General features: G+C 46.3%; 21 protein-coding genes. 13 read left to right on the top strand and 8 right to left on the bottom strand.

Annotated elements, in window-relative coordinates:
• Positions 1-2 precede the first annotated feature (2 nt).
• From FFM80_RS01100 to FFM80_RS01090, 3 genes are read left to right on the top strand one after another with little or no spacing between them, the layout of a single operon-like run.
• Positions 3-1,196, top strand: coding sequence for an AAA family ATPase (locus tag FFM80_RS01100; RefSeq protein ID WP_137639130.1), 1,194 nt, complete (start codon positions 3-5; stop codon positions 1,194-1,196).
• A 12-nt stretch (positions 1,197-1,208) separates the two neighbouring features.
• Positions 1,209-2,558, top strand: coding sequence for a vWA domain-containing protein (locus FFM80_RS01095; RefSeq protein ID WP_137639129.1), 1,350 nt, complete (start codon positions 1,209-1,211; stop codon positions 2,556-2,558).
• Complete coding sequence (locus FFM80_RS01090) at positions 2,542-2,841, top strand: hypothetical protein (protein WP_137639128.1); 300 nt, start codon at positions 2,542-2,544, stop codon at positions 2,839-2,841. The genes FFM80_RS01095 and FFM80_RS01090 overlap by 17 nt, the downstream gene beginning before the upstream one ends.
• Positions 2,842-2,886: 45 nt before the next feature.
• Here the strand turns inward: FFM80_RS01090 and FFM80_RS01085 are convergent, their stop codons facing one another.
• The gene (locus FFM80_RS01085; RefSeq protein WP_137639127.1) at positions 2,887-3,480 is read right to left on the bottom strand and encodes a TetR/AcrR family transcriptional regulator; all 594 of its coding nucleotides are present in this window, start codon (positions 3,478-3,480) and stop codon (positions 2,887-2,889) included.
• 628 nt (positions 3,481-4,108) lie between these two features.
• Between FFM80_RS01085 and FFM80_RS01080 the strand changes: the two genes are divergently transcribed.
• From FFM80_RS01080 to FFM80_RS14680, 6 genes are all read left to right on the top strand, one after another.
• A complete protein-coding gene (locus FFM80_RS01080) occupies positions 4,109-4,372 on the top strand; it encodes a cell surface protein (RefSeq protein WP_137639126.1) in 264 nt (87 codons plus the stop codon).
• Complete coding sequence (locus FFM80_RS01075) at positions 4,372-5,007, top strand: WxL domain-containing protein (protein WP_137639125.1); 636 nt, start codon at positions 4,372-4,374, stop codon at positions 5,005-5,007. Before FFM80_RS01080 ends, FFM80_RS01075 begins: the two co-directional genes overlap by 1 nt.
• A 47-nt stretch (positions 5,008-5,054) precedes the next feature.
• The gene (locus tag FFM80_RS01070; RefSeq protein WP_137639124.1) at positions 5,055-5,735 is read left to right on the top strand and encodes a WxL domain-containing protein; all 681 of its coding nucleotides are present in this window, start codon (positions 5,055-5,057) and stop codon (positions 5,733-5,735) included.
• Between the two features lie 73 nt (positions 5,736-5,808).
• Positions 5,809-6,828 carry a WxLIP family cell surface protein gene (locus FFM80_RS01065; protein WP_137639123.1) on the top strand — a complete coding sequence of 340 codons (1,020 nt, stop codon included), beginning with the start codon at positions 5,809-5,811 and terminating at the stop codon, positions 6,826-6,828.
• 21 nt (positions 6,829-6,849) lie between these two features.
• Positions 6,850-9,003: a lectin-like domain-containing protein gene (locus FFM80_RS01060; protein ID WP_137639122.1), complete on the top strand. Its 2,154-nt coding sequence runs from the start codon at positions 6,850-6,852 to the stop codon at positions 9,001-9,003.
• 359 nt (positions 9,004-9,362) lie between these two features.
• The gene (locus FFM80_RS14680; protein ID WP_137639121.1) at positions 9,363-11,474 is read left to right on the top strand and encodes an MSCRAMM family protein; all 2,112 of its coding nucleotides are present in this window, start codon (positions 9,363-9,365) and stop codon (positions 11,472-11,474) included.
• A 157-nt stretch (positions 11,475-11,631) separates the two neighbouring features.
• Here the strand turns inward: FFM80_RS14680 and FFM80_RS01050 are convergent, their stop codons facing one another.
• The 4 genes from FFM80_RS01050 to FFM80_RS01035 form a co-directional block, all read right to left on the bottom strand.
• Positions 11,632-12,984 carry an FAD-dependent oxidoreductase gene (locus tag FFM80_RS01050; protein WP_137639120.1) on the bottom strand — a complete coding sequence of 451 codons (1,353 nt, stop codon included), beginning with the start codon at positions 12,982-12,984 and terminating at the stop codon, positions 11,632-11,634.
• Positions 12,985-13,300: 316 nt separating this feature from the next.
• Complete coding sequence (locus FFM80_RS01045; RefSeq protein ID WP_137639119.1) at positions 13,301-13,798, bottom strand: GNAT family N-acetyltransferase; 498 nt, start codon at positions 13,796-13,798, stop codon at positions 13,301-13,303.
• A 75-nt stretch (positions 13,799-13,873) separates the two neighbouring features.
• Entirely contained in the window at positions 13,874-15,790 is a 1,917-nt protein-coding gene (locus FFM80_RS01040) for a M13 family metallopeptidase (protein ID WP_137639118.1), read from the bottom strand.
• A 213-nt stretch (positions 15,791-16,003) separates the two neighbouring features.
• On the bottom strand, positions 16,004-16,678 hold the full coding sequence (locus FFM80_RS01035) for a Crp/Fnr family transcriptional regulator (RefSeq protein ID WP_137635084.1): 675 nt from the start codon (positions 16,676-16,678) through the stop codon (positions 16,004-16,006).
• Between the two features lie 589 nt (positions 16,679-17,267).
• On the opposite strand from FFM80_RS01035, the gene FFM80_RS01030 reads away from it, so the two are divergent.
• The 4 genes from FFM80_RS01030 to FFM80_RS01015 all read left to right on the top strand — a co-directional run bounded on the left by FFM80_RS01030 (position 17,268) and on the right by FFM80_RS01015 (position 19,280).
• Entirely contained in the window at positions 17,268-17,504 is a 237-nt protein-coding gene (locus FFM80_RS01030; RefSeq protein WP_137639117.1) for a heavy-metal-associated domain-containing protein, read from the top strand.
• A gap of 85 nt (positions 17,505-17,589) precedes the next feature.
• Complete coding sequence (locus FFM80_RS01025) at positions 17,590-17,811, top strand: heavy-metal-associated domain-containing protein (protein ID WP_171001006.1); 222 nt, start codon at positions 17,590-17,592, stop codon at positions 17,809-17,811.
• 11 nt (positions 17,812-17,822) lie between these two features.
• The gene (locus tag FFM80_RS01020) at positions 17,823-18,380 is read left to right on the top strand and encodes a Dps family protein (protein WP_137639116.1); all 558 of its coding nucleotides are present in this window, start codon (positions 17,823-17,825) and stop codon (positions 18,378-18,380) included.
• Between the two features lie 705 nt (positions 18,381-19,085).
• The gene (locus FFM80_RS01015; protein WP_137639115.1) at positions 19,086-19,280 is read left to right on the top strand and encodes a hypothetical protein; all 195 of its coding nucleotides are present in this window, start codon (positions 19,086-19,088) and stop codon (positions 19,278-19,280) included.
• A 60-nt stretch (positions 19,281-19,340) separates the two neighbouring features.
• On the opposite strand, the gene FFM80_RS01010 is transcribed toward FFM80_RS01015, so the two are convergent.
• From FFM80_RS01010 to FFM80_RS01000, 3 genes are all read right to left on the bottom strand, one after another.
• A complete protein-coding gene (locus FFM80_RS01010; protein ID WP_137639114.1) occupies positions 19,341-19,607 on the bottom strand; it encodes a metal-sensitive transcriptional regulator in 267 nt (88 codons plus the stop codon).
• An 8-nt stretch (positions 19,608-19,615) separates the two neighbouring features.
• Positions 19,616-19,936 (bottom strand): thioredoxin family protein, encoded by a 321-nt coding sequence (locus FFM80_RS01005; RefSeq protein WP_137639113.1) that lies wholly within the window; start codon positions 19,934-19,936, stop codon positions 19,616-19,618.
• Between the two features lie 210 nt (positions 19,937-20,146).
• Positions 20,147-22,060: a heavy metal translocating P-type ATPase gene (locus FFM80_RS01000; protein ID WP_137639112.1), complete on the bottom strand. Its 1,914-nt coding sequence runs from the start codon at positions 22,058-22,060 to the stop codon at positions 20,147-20,149.
• Positions 22,061-22,086 lie beyond the last annotated feature (26 nt).

The raw sequence follows: 22,086 nt of genomic DNA, 5'->3' as shown, positions 1-22,086 counted from the left end.
ATATGGCATTATCTTATCAAGCAATGCTGGCGGCTGTTCCGGTGGTTTTAAAAGCTGGCAATGTGCCCAATATCGTTGGTGAAGCCGGTATTGGTAAGTCCGCTTTAGTGGCAGAAGTAGCGACTCGGTTGCATGCTAAATTATTTACGACGGTAGTGAGTTTAGCCGAAAAAGGAGATCTAGCGATTCCAATTCCACCATTAACGAGTGAGTCGTTCATTGAAACGGCGGATTACGGTCGCTTGGCTGACGTGCAGTTTGGCTATGCGCATACGTTGATTGAAATTATTCGTTATGCTGAAACTCACCCGCAGCAGCCGATTATTTGGTTTTTAGATGAGTTTAATCGTGGCACCCAAGCGGTTCAGAGTGAATTGATGAACTTGGTCTTGCAACGGACAATCAATACATTGACCTTGCCCGATCAAGTTCAATTAATGTTAGCTGAAAATCCGGATGCCAGTATGCGGGGCTTTGAGACTAGTACTTATGGTGTCGTGGCTAGTGATGCGGCGATTAAAGATCGGACGGTCCGGTTAGTGTTGACCAGCGATGCCGATGATTGGCTACAATGGGCAGCACAAACCAATCCCACGACCGGCCAGCCGAATATTCATCCATTAGTTCAACAATTTATTAGTGAAGATGTGACTCGGCTAAACCAAGCCGATGCGGTTGATGATTTAGTAGCGACACCGCGCGCATGGGAGCGAGTCTCAACGAACTTAACCGCCTTGGCGGATTTGCCGACTGCGACGCAAGCGATGATTGCCTTAGATGTTTTTCAAGGCGATGTGGGGACTGATTTGGGCTTAGCATTTGAACAATTCTTAGAACAGCAAGCCATTCATCTTACACCGCAACAATTGTATACTAGTGAACCGCAGGGGGCCGTGGTCCCGGCTGCGCTCTTGACGCAATTCCAAGCGATGAGTGAACCACAGAAGAGTACGGTTTTACGGAGTTGCTTACAGTTAACGACCACCTATCCCTTAACGGTCGATGCACATGCGGGTCGTTTCTTGCAATTATTGCAGACGCTCGGTCAGGATGGTCAGTTTAGTTTAGTGCAACAATTAGGGCAGAATCGGGACTTACTAAAGCAACTGTACACGGCCAATATTGCCCAGCAGAGTCCGTACGTCACGGCACTGTATCAGTATTTACAACAAGTTGCCAGTTGGTCGAATCAATAGGAGGCGGTTAGGGTGATTAATAATGCCATGGCGTACGCTGAATGGCGCCAACAACTGCTGACGACGCCGACAGATGCGACTTTAGCTGCCGGACTGGTGATGGTTGAACGAGCCATTATTGACCTACTGGCTAGCGACCAATTTTATGGCGAACTATTGACCCGTTTGCCTCGCCACCCGTCACGACAGCTAACGGTACCTTTTGCGCTAACTTGGCGGGCGAATCGGCTGGAGTTGACAATGGCGGCGGTACCGTTAGCCCAGACATTTACCCGGTTTGACGAATTACAAGCGGGCTTAAAACACGTGGCGTTGCATGTCCTTTGGCAACATCCATTACGCTATCGTCAGCGAGTAGCCCATCAGCCGGAACTCGTGACCTTGGCAACGGATTTAACAGTGAACCAGTACGTCACCGGATTGCCTAAGTACAGTACCGGCTTGGCCACGGTTCAACCGTTAGTAGCGGCAGCTTTACCGGTGAAAGCCGACTCCAGTGTTTATTTAAAGTTATTACAATCATCAGCGCAACGACAAGCTAGCAGTCAGTCAGCATCCCAGTCACCGCAAACAGCGGGAGACGCAGGCACAAGTACCGGGACGCAACCCCTGTCGGCACCGATTGATGCGGTGGCCGGCTGGCAAGCGGCAACTGGTCAACTGGCGAATCCAAATCTAGCCGCTAGCCGGTTACAACAATTGGCTCGTGATGCTTGGACGCATACCCGTGAAGCTGGGCGAGGATTAGTAGCTGGTCAAGTGCGCGCTCAGCTGGCAATTAAGCGCCATGCTGTGGCGATTGATTGGCGCCGGTTGTTGGTGAAAGGGCTGGGCCAATTACCGACTGGCAAGCAAGCGTCTTATGCCCGCTTCAATCGACGCCAACCCGCACGGATGGAACTTCCTGGACAAATCAGTGATACACAATTGCAATTGCAAGTTTACGTTGATCACTCAGGGTCAATTAGTGATGCTACCTTGCAGTATTTATTGAGTCAAGTTGCATCGTTGACACGGGCGATGACGGCCACGATTATGGTTAGTTCATTTGATGCAGTCGTACGACCAGGCCAAACGTATCAGGCTGACTTGCCGCAACAGATTCGATATACTCGGCAAGGTGGCGGCGGGACTGTCTACCAAAGTATCTTTGATGATTTACGACGCCAACATGCGACTAATCAAACGACCTTAGCGGTGGTCCTAACGGATGGTCGCGGTGAACGGGAGATTGACGCACACCATTTTACCAATGTGATCTGGGTACTAGCGCATCCGCATGATCGACTTTCCATTCAGCCAGTGATCGGACAAGTCGTGACCTTAAAGAAAGGGGCCGATAGTGATGACACAACCACTTAAACCGGCCGATATGCAGTCCTTGTTAACGCATGATCAGCGTTATCACCGTGCCTTGGCCGTGTTAAAAGGCCAGTGGCTGCCAATCATTGCGGAGGAGGACCGGCCATTTCGGCAACAGATTGCAGTAGCTGATTTACAATTTGCCAAAGCGCTGTTGGCGAGTGGTAGTGCGAAGAGTACGTTCGACTTTACCAGTTATGCGGGGGTCCAACAGCTCCGGCAGCATTTTGGTAATCAACTCAATGCCGCTGCCCAACAGTGGTTAATTAAGCCTTATTTATAGGTAAACAAAAATTCCTACCGGTTTTGTGACGGGTAGGAATTTTTATTAGGCTGAAATGCCAAGAAAGGCGGTCCAGCTTTGTTGACGCTGGTCAATATCGGGATGACTACCTTGCCGTAAACGGGTTTGAAGGCCAATCCGTGCTTCAAGCAGGCCTTGCGCTAAGCTCATGCTAGATTGAGTCGTGATGATTGTCTGATTGGCCTGGCCTTTTAGGATAGTTGAGGCCATTAAGGTCAAGTAATCATCGTAGTAACGATCAGTGAGCTGCTTAATGTCGGCGTCGCTACTGGCGAATTCAGCCACGGCATTAGCCATCAAATCGCCGGTTGGTTGTGGCTTGTCGGAAGTTAGCCCTTGAGTAAAGAGCATCATTAAGACGGTCAGTGGCGTGGCACCGGTCTGTTCAAGTTCCTGCATGGCACGGGTAGTCGCTGCCAACATCAATTGATGGTAGTGCTGGAGCGTTTTGAGATAAATCGTGTGCTTGTCACCAAAGGCATTGTATAAGCTTTGCTTTTTAACGCCGCTGAGCGTGACGATTTCATCCATTGAGGTGTGGTAATAACCATGCTGCCAAAACTGACGCATGATTTGGTCGAGCACTTGATCATTATCAAAAGTCTTTTTAGCTGGCAAATGTGATCCCTGCTTTCGTTAAATGGTTTATTTTCTAGTATAGCATAGCGGTTTTGACGGGTGATGACCGCTAATATTAATATTTTTATTTTTAAAGACTATTTTAATGAAAATTAGTTGGGGCTAGTCGTTACTAGCTGAAGTTATGTCATTTATTGACGCACCTATCAGATGTAGAATCGCTGCTTAATTTAATAGCATCAGCAATGTAACCGATATCTTTAGCACGTAAATCATGGCAGATTGTTATGCTTACACCAAATAATAGCTAATGAATGCTCACATTAAAATTTAATCTTAATATAATGTTGAGGCCAATATTAATTAAGTGGCTTAATAAATTTATAAAAAGAAGTTGGCGAAACCGATGAGAACCGTTGTTATTAAACTGATTGGAACAGGTTTTATAAGATAATTTATAACTTTATGAATATGAGGAATTGCCAACAAAACTGTTAGAAAGGCTTCCAGGGTGGATAGTTAAGCCCTATTATCAATTGACGGTGCTTCTAAAAACGTGCTATATTGTTGGTGCTGAAAGGGAGAAAACGTTTTTAAAAGAATGAGTTAACACCGTTCAGTAGCTAATGTTATGTCATTGTAGAAACAAGTGAAAGGCGTGATTGTGATGGATTGGCAGTTTAATGGACTCGCTTGGCTAAGCCCTCTTCAGCTAGGCGATATTCAACAAAGTACTTATCATATTACAGTTACGCCCGCCACTAGCCATGGCGCCACCATTAATCCGGGGCCATTGGCGGGGGTGTTGCCGCAGATGAATGAATTACAACAGTGGGTGTTGTGCGGCATCGCATTATTAATCATTAGTCTAGTCGGGTTATTAATTAAATTTTGGTGGAACGGCCATCAACACACAAAGGAGCAATCGTAATGAAAAAATATGTCGGAACATTTATCGCCAGTGTCGCATTGTTGACCGCACTACCCTTAGCTGCTAATGCTGCGGATGGTAAAACAGATACAGATAACGGTACGGATACCCAAAAGACAACTACGGCCCAAATCGAATTGAAACAAGATGAAACGGATAAGAATATTAAGTTAACCCAAGTACCAGAAATAGATTTTGGTGCTAATACAAACGTGACGGTTAGCAAAAAGTATGATTCAACTGGCACCTTAGCTGATGTTCGGGTTCATAACCCTGGTAATGCTGAAGGTTGGGACGTACAAGTCAAACGTTCAGCCTTTACTTCCGATAAAGGGGAGCTAAAAGCGGCCGTGTTAGCCTTTGAAAATGGGAAAGTCACGCCGGATGATCATACAAATGCGTCAACATTACCAAAAGTCTCGAATATCGAGGTAAATGAGGATACGAAGTCACTATTAACCGCTGGTGCTGGTGAAGGGGTTGGGGCCTTTTCATTGAAGCATAATAATGCCGACGTGACCTTAACGATTCCAGCTGGGAACGTTGCCGGAACATACAAATCGACGTTAACTTGGACGTTAGCCAATGCCCCAACCGGGACAACGCCAACGACGCCAACCACACCTAGTAAATAAGCCTTACTAAAAAATATGAGCTTCGCCGGCAGAACTGAGGTGCAACGATGCCAAAGCTAAGCAAACCGGCGTGGTGGTTATTGGTTTTAAGCTGCGCGGGCTTTAGCGGCGGATGGTTACCTCTGAATGGTCGTGCGGCGGTGCAACAATCGCACGCCGAAGTGGAGATTACCCCGGGTAATGGTGATGATGCGGTCAAGCCGGTTGATCCGAATGACCCTTCAAAACCTTATCCAGGTGATCCAGTCGATCCGGGTAATCCGGGGACTGGTTCTAAAGGTCATTTAACAATTGACTTTATTAGTAACTTAAAGTTTGAAGTTGAGAGCGGTGAACGGGGGCCAGTCACAACGACTGCGAAGAATCAGTTGGCAATGGTCCAGATTTCGGATCGGCGGGCAACTGGTGCTGGCTGGACGTTACAAGTTCGTCCCAGTGTTCCCACGAGCCGTCAATATTCGCTACAGACAACGATTGACCTGGGGGCCGTTAAGATCAAACCGGTAACGGCCAATGTGAGCGCGGCCCCCCAACTTGTCAATCGGGTACTCCGGGCGGGCTTAGTCAATAACGTGCTGGTCGCTAATCGACAAGCCGGGGTTGGCACGTGGTTACTGGTTTTGAATCAAACCAATGCGCCAACGCAATTAGTCATTCACAATCAAATGTTACATGCTGGGAATTACGTGGGTACGATGACGTGGTCATTGACCAACGCCCCCAGTTAACCAACGGAGACGTTTCAGGCGTCTCCATACATAGCCAAGTCACTTACCGTTGAAAAAAGGAAAGGTAAATCATATGAAAACTAAACTCTGGCAATTAGTGTTATTAATGGGCGTCTTTTTGGGTAGTCTGACGATGGTCGCTAAAGCGGACAATCTTAAATATACGGTGACCGCCGATCTCCCGAAAAATCAAATGACAGAAGAAGTGTCCTATTTTGATCTGAAAGTTAAGCCTGGCCAAAAACAGACGTTGACGATCCGGATTAAGAACAGTGATAGCCAGGCGCATCAATACGTGGTATCCCCTAATCGCGCTATTACCAATGACAATGGGGTCATTGATTATAGCCATGCGAATGCCAAAGCGGATTCATCAGCGAAATTTGACTTGAATACCGCCCTATCTGGTAAGCAGACCGTTGAAGTTCCCGCTAAAACAACTAAAAAAGTGGCCATTAAGTTGACAGTGCCTAAGCAGGAATTTAAAGGGATTGCATTAGGGGGGATCAGTGTCACCCAGGCGGTTGGCGCTGCTAAAAAGTCTAGTGGGATGACGATCCAAAACCAATACGCCTATGTCATTGGCTTGCAACTACAAGAGACGGAAGTCATCAAGATTAAACCAGTGATGAAGTTATTGTCAGTCCAAGCTAAGCAAATTAATTATCAAAACTACGTGACTGCGACTTTGCAAAATACACAACCAGTGATTATGCATGGCTTGAAGATCAAGAGTTATGTCACGGCGGTTGATGGGACTAAGAAAGTATTAGCGACCACTAAAGATCATCTAGCGATGGCGCCTAATAGTAGTTTTAATTTTGCCATCGGTGATGGCAAAGAACCGCTAAAAGCTGGGAATTACACCTTGCATTTAGCTGCCAGCGCCAGTGATGGTAAGTATAAGTGGAATTTCACCCGTAACTTTACGATTAGTGAACAAAAGGCCAAACAGCTGAATGATTCAGCAGTCGGTCAAAAGCAACAACCAAACTATTTCTGGTGGTTTGTCGGTTTAGGTGTCGTGATCATTGCCTTATTAGGGGCGGTCATTTGGCTACTGGTTAAGAATCGGCGGCGCAACCACGATTAATTAGCGAGAGGGGTTGGCAACATGCGCAAAAGTCTGAAGAGGTTATTAGTCGGTTTGACTATGCTGGTTAGTCTGTGGGTGGGTGCCGCGCAATCACAAGCGGCAGAAGAGTTAGCTGCAGCTGCGCCGTTAACGACGGCACCGGCTGGGCTGAATCAACTCGAAAAGATTTTTGTGTTGCCAAGTTCGTTTGCTAACGGCGTCGCGAATGCGGCTAGTATTCAAGCTGTTACCAATCCCAATGCACCACATACGCAAGCCATTGAAGTGAATAGTGCGAAGAAACAACTCGGTGGGGCCTGGTCAACCGATGCGAATCGGCTGGACTTAAACAAGAATGCGACCATTAAGTTATGGGCGCATTTTGGTGCATCCAACAGTAAAGCCGGGGACGGTCTGGCTTTAGTCCTGCAAAATGATCCAAATGGGACGCAGGCTGCTTCAAGTTACACTAAGAAGACGATTATTGGTGAAACGATGGGGGTTTGGGGTGTTGATAATGATACCGACCGTACCGAAGCGGCGGCTTTAGCTGCGACCGGGATTCAAAATAGCTGGGCGTTGGAGTTTGATACTTATGCCAATACGTCGATGTCCTTTGGTGATGCTGGTAGCGGGACGTCCTTTGATGCGGGCATTAAGGGCCAGCATATTGCGACTGGTTATCCAGGTTCAGCCAATCAATATATCGCCCAAAAGGCGTCTGGGTTTACCTTGATCGGTATTTGGGGTACACGCCGATTCTTTACGCAGACCCATATTGATCCGAAACCGAGTCAGAACTTGACCGATGGGCAGTGGCACCATTTGACGTTGCAGTGGGATGCTAGCGCCAAAACAATGACTTACATTTACAATGATGTGAATCCAGATGGCACCGAAAACGCGAACCCGGTGACCCATGTAGAAGTGGTCAATACCGATGCGTTTCATAGTGAAGACGGTAAGGTGCGCTGGGGCATTACTGGGACGAATGGGAGTAATGCGGGTAATAGCTTAGTGGTATTCGAGTCAATCCCCAACTTAGTCGACGCACAGGCTGCAGTTAAGGTGACTAACTTAACGAAAGAAAAGCCCGTTACAACGGGGTCGAAAGTTAAGGCTAAAGATGAGTTGCAATATGACTACAACTTGACCTACAACGCTGGTCAACAGGATTGGGAAAATATTCAAGCGAAGCTGGACTTACCAGCACATGTCACGTTTACTAGTGCTAAAGTGACCTATGCCAATGGTGGTGAACAAACGGTCGATATTCTGGCTGATGAGACTAGGACACTCAGCTTTGAACTTGCCCAGGCGTTATCTAAGGACAATCCAACTGCCAAGATAACGCTTAAAGGCAAGGCTGATAATGTAAGCGTTAACGGTAACACGACCGCTACGACGAGTACGTTTACCAGTAATAACTTTGCGACGAAGACCACCGCACCTGACTATACGATCACTGTTGATCAGTTAATTGAAGTTTTCTTAATCAAAGGTGGGATTCAAACGATTGCGAAGGGTGAAGATGCCAAAGTCACCGGGTTAGTGGTGGCCGAAGACTCCGAACAATTAGATAACGATAAAGTGACGGTCTATCCCACACTAAATGGGAAGGCCTTGCCTAAATTTCAAATGAGTAATGCTGATGAATCGGGCCTCTTTACATTTACAGCTAAAGCTGATGAACTGAATGTGGGAAAAAACACGCTAGAATTTTATGTGATTGATGATGATGAAAATGAGTCGGCACCGGCCACCGCTACGATCACGGTTAAAAGTGGCGCACTTGGCTTTAAAACAGTCGCCGAAACGAGTCGTTTTAAGACTGTTACGCTAGATGGCACGGCTCAACTAGCTAATCGTGATGACGATTGGAACTTAGTGGTTGCCGATGAACGTGGCACCGGGTCAAGCTGGCAGCTGCAAGCTAGTGCGACGGATTTTGCTAATGAAGAGGGTCAGCGCTTGCCAGGAAAGCTGGTCTATAAGCAAGGCGGCACAACGACGACAATCAATGGTGAAGGGACTGTGATCGACAGCCATAAGAGTACTAGTGATACGGATAATTATGATGTAACGAAGCAGTGGAATGACGAAGCGGGCATGTTCTTCGAAACTAATGCCGGTGCTGTTCCAGGAGCCTATGCCGGCACGGTGACTTGGACGTTGTCTAATGCGCCGAGTTGAGTTTTAAAGCTGAACGTGTCGCACGTTGCGGCTATAAATAGCTAGCGTCTCAAAATGAGTCTGGGTTTTTGCCCTAGACTCGTTTTTTTGTTTCACCAACGATAACTTTAAGGACTTAAGCCAGCTGATTGCTGAAAGGTTAGCGCGTCGAAGTTATTTTGCACGTCAAAAGTTTCGTTTGGCGGGTTGCTTAATGAATCGTCTAGATATGGTCTGACCCATAAGATGCAGTATCGTACAAATGGTAGTAACGGTTTTGGTCTGGATGACCATCACCGGTAAAGCTAAATAGGGAGTGAGGAAAACTTGAAAACTTAAGTTGTTAGCTAAACGTTTAAATAGAATTGGGGGTAAAAGCGATGCGCAGCAAATTCATGGCAGTGCTACTCGGCCTAGTTGCGTGCTTAGCATTGCTGCTCACCATTGGTGGTACGGCCCAGGCAAAAGTTATTGAGACGTCTGGACTTAACGGCAGTGATGCCACCGTTAAAGACCGGTATGGTAATGTCATTACCGATACGACGACGATGAGTAAGTGGAGTAATTATGATGTTGGTTATAATTGGTCGATTCCAGACGGTGTCAAGATTCAAGCTGGCGATACCGCGATTGTTCAGTTGCCTGAAGGTGGGATGAAGGCGTCAGATTTGACGATGCCGTTAGTTGATTCGACTGGTCAGACGATTGGGACATTTACAATTAAAGCTGGTGAAACGACTGGGACGATCACGTTTAACGATGCGTTCACTCATAATACAACTAATCGTAAAGGGACGTTGAATTTCTATGCGAAAGGCAGTACGACGGGGGATGTGCATTTTAATTGGACAGTCAATAAAGTTGGTTGGGTCGCCGGACGCGATGAGAATGGCATTCCGACGGAGGTCACGTGGAACGTGGCCTTTAACCCAACTGGCAAAGATTTAGGAACGGTCGTTGTTCACGATACGTTGGGACCTAAACAAACCTTTATCTCAGGATCAGTTGTGGCACATACGGGTACCTATGATCAAAATGGTCATTTCAACGCAACTGGGACAATTACCCCAACGGTCGTTCAAAACGGCAACGAGCTAACCTTTACATTTGAGAATGTCAATACCGCCGTTAATATGGTGTATAACGCTAAATTAGGTAATCCCGCCGATAGTGGCGAAGTTGTGAATACGGCGACTATGAACGGGAGTACCGTTAGCGGTCAAGTTACCTGGGGCGGTTCTGGGACCGGTCAAGGTGATCCGTCCGGCGGTTCAGTGAAATTAACCAAGACTGATGCGACTACGTTACAAGCGCTCGCGGGTGCTGTCTTTAAGTTAGTTGATAGTAAAGGCGAAGTGATTAAGACCGATTTAACTACGGATGCCAAAGGTCAATTAGCTTTAGATAAATTAGCACCAGGCAAGTATACGTTTGTTGAAACGAAGGCACCAGATGGCTATGCGCTAAATCCTGAGCCAATTCCGTTCGAGATTATTGAAGATTCGACTGCGGTGGCCAACGTTGAGTTAGCGGATAAAGAAGTGCCACATACTGGGGCAGTCACCCTCACGAAAACAGATAGCACCAGTCATCAAGTCTTAGCAGGTGCCGTTTATGAATTACGCGGTAGCGATGGTGACGTCTTAATTCCTAACTTGATGACCAATGCTGAAGGCCAGTTGCATCTGGATAATTTAGCACCGGGTAAGTATCAATTGGTTGAAGTCAAAGCACCAGACGGGTATGAGTTAGCAACGGAACCAGTCTCATTTACGATTGTGAGTGGGGCAACGGCTACCGTTAACGTCGCTGCAACTGATACGAAGACCCCAACGAATCCAAGTGAACCGGAGAATCCTGAAAATCCAGAGAACCCAGAGAATCCAGAGGAACCAGAAAAGCCAACGGAACCTGAGAACCCAAGTGAACCGGAAAAGCCAGGCGAACCAGGAACACCAACGGAGCCAAGCACCCCAGGTGAACCGGAAAAGCCAGGCGAGCCAGGAACGCCAACGGAACCCGGTAAACCAGGTAAACCGGAAAAGCCAGGCGAACCAGGGACCTCAACGGAACCCGGTAAGCCAGGTGAACCGGAAAAGCCAGGCGAACCAGGGACATCGACGGAACCCGGTAAACCGAGTGAGCCAGCACAACCGACTCATCCAGGAACAACTGGTCAGTCTGATCAGCCAGTAACACCAGGTCAATCTGGGACGACTGGTCGATCAACGACCCCAGCAGTAACGCCGAGCCAAGCTAATCCAGGAACCACTAATGCGACAACAGCCGGTTCAACGACTGGAACGACTAGTGGCATTCCGGTCAACGGTACAACTGGTCATAGCACTGCCGCTACCAGCAGCAATGCAACGACTGGCCGTTTACCACAAACTGATGAATCGGGGACACATCCGATTGTGGCCTTAATTGGGACCATCTTGCTAGTCATTCTTAGCGGTCTTGGTCGCTGGGCATGGCGTCGACAAGCATAGTGCGTCGGCATAAGGTTGAAGAGTCTGGGATTTTTATCCCGGGCTCTTTTACTGTGGTTTCGAATAACTATAGCCGGGAATAAAAAACACCCCAGCAACCGCGCAGTTGCTGGGGTGTTTCATTAACCTAAACGGGGGTTTAGGGTCAAGGACAAGTTTATTCGGTCACGACTTGATCAGCTTGAGCAATTGCTGCTTGACCCAAGATGTTCAAGTAGTTAAATGGCCGGTCGAATTGTGGTTGGAAGAACATGTCGACAAAGCCGAGATCATCAATCGTGTTGTTATTTTGAATCATCACGGAGATCGTGTTGGCAGATTGTGACACATCATATTTACTCATAAATTGTGCACCGAGAATTGCCCGAGTCTCAGGATTATAAACTAGTTGCATCAACACGGGAGTCGTTGTTGGCATAAATTCTGGCCGGTAGTTGTCTTCAACGGTGACGGCAGCAGCGGGGATGTTTTCTAATTTGGCGTGTTCTAACGTCATCCCTGAAGCACAGATCGTCGTATCGAATAACATCAAACCAGAGGTTGATTGAGTACCCATGTATTTGCGGGTTGGCTTGAAGAGGTTAAGGCCAACTAAAGTGCCTTGACGGACCGCGTTAGTTGCTAATGGAATATAAGCGTCCTTGTGGGTTGGGTTATAGTGAACCGCAACCGAATCGCCAGCCCCGTAAATATCAGGGTCAGAAGTCTGCATATAGTCGTTAGTGATGATGGAGCCATTCTTGTTCATATCGACTTTGCCTTTCAGCAAGCCGGTATTTGGGCGGAACCCAACACAGAGAATCGCCATATCGGCGGTATATTCACCTTGGTCCGTGGTAACAGTGACGGTATCGCCATCACCGCTAAAGCCCTTCACCATTTGATTCAAGGCCAGCTTGATGCCGTGGTCAACGAAGTCTTGTTGCACGCGGTCTGTAAATTCGGTATCTAGATATTTGTTTAAAATTCGAGGGAGGCCATCAATTAAGGTGACTTCTTTACCTTGTCGCTGATAAGCTTCAACGAGTTCAGTCCCAATGTAGCCACCACCAATAACGATAATGCGTTTGGCATCTTTGGCGTCTGCCCATAACTTTTGGGCATGTCCCCAGTTTTTGCAAAGATAGACGTTCGGGTTGTCGATGCCATCGATTGGTGGAATGATTGGCCATGAGCCAGTCGTGACAACCAACTTGTCATAATGATCAGTAGTTATTTCACCACTAACTAAGTTCTTGACCGTGACCACGTGTTGGTCGGTATCGATGTCGGTCACGTCGTGTTCCATTTGAACGTTAGCGCCAAGTTCGGCTAATTTTTCGGGGCTTGAATAGAATAAGCCTTGTGGATCCTTAACTTCGCCGCCTAAATATAGCGCGATGCCACAAGATAAAAAGGAAACGTTGTCATTTCTTTCATAAATGGTTACTTCGGTATCGGGATTTGCCGTTAAAATTTGATTAACAGCGGCGGTGCCTGCGTGGGTACAACCAATGACGATAACTTTCATTCTAAAACACTCCTTAGTTAATGTACGAATCTTCACAAGAAAGATTGTATAACGTGAATTTGTTAACAATTATATTGTACTAGATTAAAAAGAAAACGCAACCATAAAGTGGTTAAAAGTTCACATCGTTGACCAATCGTGTGATAAACAATCTTGACTTGGTCAGGACTAGTCATGTTTGAAAGCTTAATTATCATGATGACTGGCAATGACCAGATGCGTTTTGACTAAGGAAATTAAAGTTTGTTAATTAACCGACTAAATCGAAAAAAAGCCCTCACAAGCAGCATGCTTGTCAGGACTGATTAAGTTGAGATTATGGTAATTGATAGGTGATACTGTCGGTGGCAGTTGCGGGGGTTGGCCGGAACTGCAGCGCAGTTAAGACCTGTGCCGCAATGGTATCGGTGACTGGCAGGGTGACCGTTAGCTGGGTGAGCCCCAATTCTTGTGTGCCAAAGTCAGTGAGCCGCGTATATAATTCGGCTAACGCGGCTGGTTGATGGGCAGCCGGAATGACGTGCACTTGAAGTGTTGCCGTCTGTTGGTCAGTATCAATTGGATCAAAGCCGGCTTGGCCGATGAATTGATCGTCTGCGCGCCGACTAATGCCCCAGACCAACTTTTGGTCATGGAAGATGTCGCGCATCGTATGGTTAATCCGGTCGGCGGTTGTCAGCATGGTAGGAACAGTCTCGGTCGCCGGGGTGGCTTGTTGATAAAAGGCCAAGACATCTTTGGCCCGGGCTTTGGTTAGCCAATCGAAAGTATAATGAGGCGTTAAGATTGGATGGTACTTTTCAAATTTCGGCATCAGAGGGTCCTTTCAGTCAATAAGAAGAGCGCGAGAGTTATTCCCGCGCTCCGTTTGTAATTAAGCAGATAATGATTACCAGATTTTAACGCGTTGGTCCGGTGCGAGGTACATCGGATCAGCTGGTTGAATATCGAACGTGGTAAAGAAATCATCGAGATTTTTAACTTGTACGTTGGCCCGTAACTTAGCTGGGGCGTGGACGTCAATGGAAAGCAACAGTTGCATATACTGCTTAGTGGCTTTCATCCGCCAAACCATGGCCCAGTTTTCAAAGAAAGCTGCCAAGTCAACTTGATCTTCGCTCTTCGCGGCTTCTTCAGCACAACTAAGACCGCCAGCATCGGCGATATTTTCTGAAACCGTCAAGGTCCCGTTAACTTTGGCACCAGCAAAGTCTAAGCCATCGAATTCGGTAATCATCGATTTGGCTAGTTCTTTAAAGTGAGCAGAATCATCATCGGTCCACCAATTATGCAAGTTCCCAAATTCATCGAACAAGGCCCCGTTGTTATCGAAGGCATGGGAGATTTCATGGGCAATCACGGCCCCAATCCCACCATAGTTAGCACTAGGGGCTTGTTCAAGACTGTAAAATGGTGCTTGTAAGATGGCAGCTGGGAAGACAATGATGTTCATGAATGGGTGGTAATAGGCATTCACAGTATCGGCACTCATTTCCCACCGGGTCCGATCAGTTGGCTGATTCCACTTAGCGAACATATCCTTGCGGGCGACACGGCCGAAATGCAACACATTGCTTAAGACACTGCCGCCTTCTGCCGCGCTGTGGGTCTTAAACTTAGTGAAGAGTGGGTCGAGCTTGTCAGGATAACCGACTTGGATTCCTAGATTATCTAGCTTAACGATCGCCTTTTTACGAGTGGCGGCACTAAGCCAAGTGTTGGCCTGTAACCGGTTCTTATAAACGCCGATCATCTTTTCGACCATCCGATGAACATCGGCCTTGGCCGTTTCACCGAAGTATTTGTGACCATAGTAGAGGCCAACAACTTGGTCAAACGTACCAGCAGCTAGGTAGTAAGCACTCTTGGCCTGACTACGCGGTTGTTTCTGACCGGATAACGTCCGGGAATAAGTGGTTCCCACTGTCCGCATGTCATCACTAAGATAACCGCTAAGGCGTTGGACTAACTTCGCCTTCATCCAGTTCTTCATCATGTTGAAGTTTTCTGGATTGATGACGTCGTTGAAGTGATCGAAGAAAGCTGGTTCTGGTAAAATAACGGTTTTAGGATTACCCGCAATCACTGAATAGGTGATCGCCGCTAAATCGAGGTAGCGACTAGTATTCGTGAAGTCTTTAAAGCTGCGTGGATTATATATCTTGCTATAATCGGCCGCTTCTTCGGCGCTCTTGACCCATGGCACGATCAGGCGGTCAAACGTCAACGCGTCATCAACGATTTGTTGGGCTTCGGCTTGTTCGTAACCGGTCATTTGCAAAAGCTTGAGCATCATCTGTCCGTAAACAGCTAATAACTTGGGTCCCTGCTGATTACCTTCATCGTAGTATGTCTTATCGGGTAAAATTGTCCCAGGTGCTTGCGCAAATAGGGCATTAACCTTGGTATTCTTCATATCGGCATCGACATCGAGACTGAATGGCAATGGTAAGCCATCGTAGATCCAGTCAGGCATGCGGTGTTGCAAATCAGTCAAGTCACTCAGACTGTCGATTTGCTTTAGACAAGGTTGAATCGGTTGGGCACCTTCCAAGTTGCGCTTGGAGAAGTCCTTCGTTAATTGATAAAATTTAATGAATTCGGCGACTTGCGGGTCGGTCGGGGCGACATTGCCCGCGGCCATCGCGTCAAAATCATGCATAAGCGTTTTTTCGATAGCATCAACAAGGTCCATGAAGCCCCCAGTCGACGCATGGTCGTCCGGAATTTCGGCGGTCTTGAGCCAATCACCGTTGACGGCATCGTACAGATCATTTTTCACTGCTGCTTGACTGATTGTAGCCATTAAATCCACTCCTCGATAAAATTTCTAATTCAACGTTAATTATAACGTAGATTTTGTTTCGTTGCGCTGATTGTGTCGGCGAAAATCCGGCGTATTGACGGTGGTTGTTTTCAGACAGTTACGAACTGTCAAGCAGGCCGTTGAGATGACGAAAAATAGCGGTTCAGAAAGGTGTCATTGCTTTCTGAACCGCTATTTTGATCATTTAAATCTTTATTCGACTAGTAATAATTGATCAGCATCGTTAATTTGAATCACTTTGCCGGGTTTCTGAGTAATTAAGCCCTGTTTTTCGAACCTAGTCAGTTTCCGGCTAATCGTTTCCGGCGTGGTCCCTAAGAAGGTGGCTAGGTCTTTTTTCTTTAGTGGGAGTTTAAAAGCTTGCACGTCAAGTGAAGCCGCGGTTTCGGTTAGATAGTTAGCCAGGCGCGCTTCCACGGATTCGGTGGCCGTACTAGTGGTTTGCTTTTCTAGTTGTGTCAAACGTTTACCGAAGACGTTCAGCACATTAATACTGATACTTGGATATTGTTGCATTAACTGTTGGAAATCGTCCCGGCGAATACTGCAAATATCAGTTGGCACTAGGGCTTCCGCGTAAGACGTTCGTTGTTTGTTTTCAAACAGCGCGGCTTCACCATCGATGTCTCCCGTCTGCAACAAATAGAGTAACTGTTCACGACCGTTGGCAGCTAATTGATAAACTTTGACTTGGCCGCCAGCAACAATCAATAAGGTATCTAAGGAATCTTCAGCGTTGAACAGGGTCTCACCAGTTTGGTAATGATGGTGTTGAACGATTGATTCGATGGTATCTAATTGTGAAGCTTCAAGTTCTTGAAAGATGGGCACGAGTTGAACACATTCATGAGTAGCGTGTGCTGACATGGCAAAAACCTCCTTATAAACCTTCATCATAACTATAACAGATATTTTTCAACATCGACTTTTTATGTCTAGATTATTAATAATTAATATTTCGAGTGATTTTAATGCTGGTTAAGTTTTCCGCCTGCCGGTTGGTTCCTAAAATGCTGGAACGCCATGGGCCATTTTGAAGCCGAAGTGCGGTCTTCAAAGCTGGCCTTGGCCTAAGTCCGAGTAGCCCACTCGCACTAAGGCCAACGACACGGCTGAGCATTTTAGGAACCAACCTTTCGGCTAGATTTGTTGATTGAATATTTTATAAATATCGACTAATTAACGACGGGCGGGCCAGAATTGGCTCAGTGGTGTCGTTTGACTTAGCCGGTGGTTTTTCCGGGTTAGTCAAAGCCCGGCTTGGAAGCCCGAGCTTTGACTTCCAAACGCGGCCACCACGTTCCAGCTAATTCTGGCCCAACCAGAGTGGCAACTAACTATGATTATCATACGCGCAAAAAAGAATTTGTTTCTTGATGGCGGTCAAGTTTTAATTGCCGGATTCTCGTTATGATAGAGCCATCAACTTGAGATAACGATTACGGAGGTAATGATGATGACAAAAGCGATTATGCAATTAGATACGTTAACCTGCCCATCGTGTATGACTAAGATTCAAAAAGCCTTGGCTAATCAAACGGGCGTTACTAACGTCAAAGTGTTATTTAATGCCAGTAAGGTCAAGCTTCAATTTGATGATACCCAAACGACGGCGAATCAATTAGCCGCGGTTGTGACGAGTCTTGGCTACACGGTTAAAAGTATTAAAGTTAAACAACCAAAAGTTGCGTAAGCTTGACGGCGGTCAAGTTTTTTAACGGACTTAGCGGTTATGATAAAGACATCAAGTAAAACAAATCAATTCGGAGGTAATTATTATGGCAAAAGCAACAATGCAATTAGGAACCTTAACCTGCCCATCATGCATGACTAAAATTGAAAAGGCGGTCGCTAATCAAACGGGCGTTGAAAAAGTTAAAGTGTTATTCAATGCCAGCAAGGTGAAAGCTGATTTTGACGACTCAGTAACGAGTGCGGATCAATTATCAGATGTGGTCACTGGCTTGGGGTATGAAGTTGAAAGCATGAAGGTTAAATAGGAGGAATTCGCATGAGTGAACTAACAATTGAAGATCAATACGCCGCAGAATTGAAGCAAAGTGATATCGACCATCATGTCCCAACTGCTGGGGCAATGACGAATCATATCTTATCAAACTTAATGGTCGAATACGTCAAGTTAAATCAAGTAAAATGGTACGTTAAGGGCGCCAATTACTTTGGGTTACAAGCTGAATATGACCGCTTGTTACAAGAGAATACAGCACACTTTGCCGAATTGGGCGACCTGTTATTAGATGAAGCTCAGAAACCTTCTTCAACGACGGCTGAATTAACTAAGTATTCAATGTTGGAAGAAAATGGCGCGTTCAAGTATAACGATGCTGATACGCTGGTGGCAGCAACGATTAAAGATTTTGATACCGAAAATCTATTTGTTGACCGGGCAATCAAGTTGGCTGAAAAAGAAGAACGTCCTGCTTTGGCCGCTTGGTTAGTGGGCTACCGTGGTAGTAATAATCGCAATATTCGTCAGTTACAAGCCTTTGTGGGCAACGAAGCGCGGACTGGTTTGGACGAAGAAGACGATGATGATGACGAAGATTAACCGTTACTGAAATTAAGCACGGCCTGAATCGGTGAAAACTGGTTCAGGCCGTTTTGTCGTCGCCGAACGCCAGCTATTGTTTGTGTAAATTATGGGTCAGGTTAGTGTAAAGTTCCACCTTTAGGTTGGTATAGATGCTATGATTAGCGAAGCAACTTAAGATTGATGGTAGCAAGTAAGGGCTAGTTGAAGTTGCCGCCTACCGGTTGGTTTCTAAAATGCTGGAACGCTGTGGGCCATTTTGAAGCCAAAGTTCGGTCTTCAAAACTGACCTTGGCCTAAGTCCGAGCAGACCACTCGCACTAAGGCCAACGACACGGCTGAGCATTTTAGAAACCAACCTCTCGGCTAAATGACCGAAATGAAAATAATCAAGTGTTAATTTTTTTAATCCCCGTTTGTTAACGGCGGGCGGCCCAAAATTGGTTCAGTGGTGTCGTTTATCTTAGTCGGTGATTTTCCGACTTAGATAACCCCCGGTTTGTAGAAGACCGCACTTGGCTTTCAAACGCGGCCACCGTGTTCCAGCCGATTCTGGGCCAACCAGAGTGGTAAGCTGATCCAACTAGCACCAAGCGTATTCTTTGTATTGATGCAACCTTCGATACTTATGATCATGGCTAGTTGCGCGAGGTTAGAATTCTGCGCTATACTGACGCTAATAAAAACAAAGTATTTAAGTTAACGGTGTTGGAGGCAATGATGATGGCAGTGAGTGATATTATCGTTTGGACAGTTGTATTTATCTTGTTTACCGCCTTTGTCACCATTGTGACGACCGCCGTCTTAATGCGGCAGGCGAAACGACGCCCACATGATTCCCAAGAACCCAAAGAAGATGACTGGGATCGTGATAACTGGTCGAAAGATGACTGGAAAAAGGGCGGCTGGGATAAATAGATTGGTAAAATTGAATAAATAAAAAGGCGTGCTGAAAAATCGGCACGCCTTTTAAAGGTCTTATTTGGTTTTTAGTAATAGATCCAACGAATGGGTCAGCTTTTCAGCATCAACGTTGGCCTGATCGTCGACACAGTTAGTAATATTGCGGGCAATGACGAGTTTCATTGCCTTATCAACGCTGGATTTAACTGCGGCTAATTGAACTAAGACATCTTCACAAGGCCGATCTTCGGCCATCATGCGTAAGACACCGTCGAGCTGACCAGCGGAGCGTTTGAGGCGGGTTGTAATTTGTTTACTGGTCACGTAACTGTCAGTTGTCATTGGTTCACCTACTCGAGGGCTTTCTTGAGTTCAACTTCGAAGTTGGCTTTGGGCCGGGCCCCAACCATGTGGCTGACGACTGCACCGTCACGCTTAATTAAAAAGGTCGGAATCCCTTGGACTTGGAACTGACTCGCTACGGCTTGGTCATTGTCAACGTTTAAGGACACAAAGTTTACTTTGTCTTTGTAAGCTGGATCTTCTGAGAGTGATTTCAGAATTGGGTCCATCATCTTACATGGTGGACACCAGTCAGCCCGAAAGTCGACAACGGCAATCCCCGTATCAGTTTCAGCAGCAAAATCTTGGTCATGAATTTCTTTAATCATTAGAAAAGCCTCCATTGTTATTACCCTAGTAGGTATTCGTTAGTAAACGTGTGTTTTGAACTCAGTGTTTGGAAGTACCAAATGATGATTCAAACTAAGCACGCTATTTAATATACCCCCACCGGTATATCAAAGCAACTAATTTGCCCGGGAGTGGCAGATTGTAAAAAAATAGCCCACCAGATTGGCAGGCTATTTAAAGGGGGGAGCTTAAGCAGTGGTCGTTTTCGGTTGAGTAACCAGCGCTGGTTGGGCTTTATCGAATTTAGTTTGGAACTTGATTAAGCGCATCGCGTTGAAGATGACCACTAAGATGCTGGCTTCATGGACAAACATGCCGCTAGCCATGTAGATGTAGCCGAAGATTAAGCCAATCAATAGGAAGGCAACCGTAGCAATCGCAATGAAGATATTTTCGCGAGTGTTTAAGACGGTCTTCTTGGCTAAGCCATGGGCATGGACTAAAGCTGGAAAGCTGGATTGCATTAAGACGACATCGGATGTGTCAATGGCGACATCCGTCCCGCTACCCATTGCAATCCCAATATCAGCGTTGGCAATTGAAGGACTATCGTTGATGCCATCACCGATGAAGGCAACGGTATTGCCGGCTGCTTTCAATTGTTTGACGTAGTCGACTTTTTCTTCAGGGAGTAAGTTTGCATGAACTTCATCAATGTTTAATTCCCGCGCCACGGCGTCCGCAGTTAATTCATTGTCACCAGTCAACATGACTAAGCGTTTGATTCCTTGGGCTTTTAAGGCGGCAAGTGACGCTTTGACATTTGGTCGTACCGTGTCTGAAATACCGAAGATTAATTGAACAACGCCATCGATGGCCATGATAACGGTTGATTTACCAGCATGCTGCATGGTATTTAAATCAGCAGCTTGAGCGGTAGTTAAGTCAATATGATGGGCAGTTAACATCTTTTGATTCCCAATGACGACTTGTTGATGATTGACGTCGGCGCAGATACCTTGGCCCTTGACAGTTTCCGTATTGTCTAAAGTTGGAACGGTCGTTGTTTGAGCTTTTTGACCGGCATAATCGATAATTGCTTTGCCAAGCGGATGATCGGAAACGCCTTCGATAGTGGCAGCGAGTGTTAATAGCTGGTCTGATTGACCCTGATATTGCTTAAAGCTTGAAACAGCGGTATTGCCTTCAGTTAAGGTTCCCGTTTTATCGAAAACTAATGTATCAACTTTGGCAAATGTATCAACGACTTCGCCACCCTTAATTAGGATGCCGCGTTTAGCACCATTCCCAATCCCAGCGACGTTCGAGACGGGTGCGCCAATGACCAACGCCCCAGGGCAACCGAGGACCAACACGGTAATTGCAAGTCGGAAATCACGCGAGAAGACGAAGACTAATGCGGCCAAAACCAAGACGGCGGGGGTATAATACTGAGCAAAGCGGTCGATGAATTTTTCAGCTTTCGACTTTGTGTCTTGGGCTTCTTCGACCAATTCAATGATTTTAGCAAAGGTCGTGTCGTCACCGACTTGGGTGGCTTGAATCTTTAAGTAGCCGTTTTCGACTAATGTTCCCGAAAAGACTTGGTCGTCTAAGTTTTTGTTGATTTGGCGGGATTCACCAGTAATTGAGGCTTCGTTAATATAGCCGTTACCTTCAACGACAACACCGTCAACGGGAACTTGGCTCCCAGTCTTGACTAAGACGACATCACCTTCGTCAACATCATCGACATCGACTTCTTCAGTACCGTCATCAGTCACTAAGGTGGCGGTGGTTGGGGACATATCCGTTAAGCCTTTGATGGCATTACGGGTTTTTTGTAAGGTCTTGCTTTCGAGGTAAGAACCGAATAAGAACAGGAAAGTCACAATGGCGGATTCGTTGAATTCACCGATGATGAAGGCCCCAATAACGGCGATGCTGACTAAGAGTTCAATACTGAAGACTTTATTGATCAGCGCGCTCCAAGCTCGAACGGCAATTGGAATGACGGCGATAATGGAAGCCACGGCCAAGATCACTTGGTAGCCGAGGGTAAAGTTAATGAGATATTTGCTGAGATAACCGAGCACGATTAAGATCCCAGTAATGAGTGTAATTTGATTCGTATGTTTAGTTAAAAATTGTTGAAATTTCATATTTAGGGCTCCTTACTTGATTTGAT

Source organism: Lactiplantibacillus dongliensis (genome assembly GCF_005405105.1).
In the GTDB taxonomy this organism is placed as follows: Bacteria; Bacillota; Bacilli; order Lactobacillales; family Lactobacillaceae; genus Lactiplantibacillus; species Lactiplantibacillus dongliensis.
Note: the sequence above shows the minus strand (reverse complement) of the source record. Positions and strands in the feature narration are given on the sequence as shown.